The sequence below is a fragment of the Pseudomonas sp. Pseusp97 genome (assembly GCF_047304025.1).
Taxonomy (GTDB): Bacteria; Pseudomonadota; Gammaproteobacteria; order Pseudomonadales; family Pseudomonadaceae; genus Pseudomonas.
The window spans coordinates 1-1,253 of the sequence record NZ_JBGLYK010000439.1; the positions used below are offsets into that span (position 1 = coordinate 1).

1 protein-coding gene is annotated in these 1,253 nt (G+C 71.5%); it reads right to left on the reverse strand.

The genetic code is table 11. The annotated features are described in order from the left end of the window. A partial coding sequence (locus ACCC94_RS29720) for a heavy metal translocating P-type ATPase (RefSeq protein ID WP_413353174.1) occupies positions 1 to 1,253 on the reverse strand: 1,253 nt, incomplete at both ends.

Below are 1,253 nucleotides of genomic sequence, written 5' to 3' on the forward strand. Positions count from 1 at the left end.
GCCCTGGATGCCGCGGCCGGTCAGGGCCTGGGTGGCTTCGGCGGCGGCGGGGCTCAGGCTGCGTTCGGCACAGGCATCGAGCACGGCGCGGGCCAGTGGATGTTCGCTGCCGCGTTGCAGGGCGCCGGCCAGGGCGAGGGCTTGCGCCTCGTCGCCGTCCGCCGCGAGGTTGGTGATGCGCGGCTGGCCGGAGGTGAGGGTGCCGGTCTTGTCGAAGGCCACGGCGGTCACCGCATGGGCGACTTCCAGGGCTTCGGCGTCCTTGATCAGGATGCCGTGTCTGGCCGCCACACCGGTGCCGGCCATGATCGCGGTCGGGGTGGCGAGGCCGAGGGCGCAGGGGCAGGCGATGACCAGCACCGCCACGGCATTGATCAACGCCTGTTCCCAGCCGGCGCCGGCGAGCAGCCAGCCGACCAGGGTGACCAGGGCGATGCCGATCACCACCGGCACGAACACGTTGCTGACCTTGTCCACCAGCTTCTGGATCGGCGCCTTGGCCGCCTGGGCGTCTTCCACCAGGCGGATGATTCTGGCCAGCACGGTCTCGCCGCCCAGCGCGGTGGTCTTCACGCGCAGCATGCCTTCGCCGTTGATGGCGCCGCCGGTGACCGGGTCGCCGACGTCCTTGGATACCGGAAGGCTTTCGCCGGTGATCAGGGCTTCGTCGGCGTGGCTCTGGCCGGCGAGGACTTCGCCGTCCACCGGGAAACGCTCACCGGGGCGCACCAGGACTTCGTCGCCCAGGCGCAGTTCGGTGATGGCGACGTCTTCCTCTACGCCGCCACGCACGCGGGTGGCGCGCTCGGGGCGCAGCGCCTCGAGGGCGCGGATGGCGGCCGCGGTCTGGCGCTTGGCGCGGCTTTCCAGGTACTTGCCGAGCAGGATCAGGGTGATGACCACGGCGCTGGCTTCGAAGTACAGGTGCGGCATGTGTCCGGGAGCGGCGGCGTACCAGAGGTACAGGCTCAGGCCGTAGCCGGCGCTGGTGCCGAGGGCGACCAGCAGGTCCATGTTGCCGCTGCGGGCGCGCACGGCCTTGTAGGCGGACACGTAGAAGCGTGCGCCGATGAGGAACTGCACGGGCGTGGCGAGGAGGAACTGCACCCAGGCCGGCAGCATCCAGTGCTGGCCGAACCAGTCGCCCACCATCGGCAACACCAGCGGCAGCGAGAGCAGGATGGCGGCGGCCAGCCACCAGCGCTCGCGCGCCAGGCGGGCCACGGCCGGGTCCACGGCGGGCTGGTCCGGTT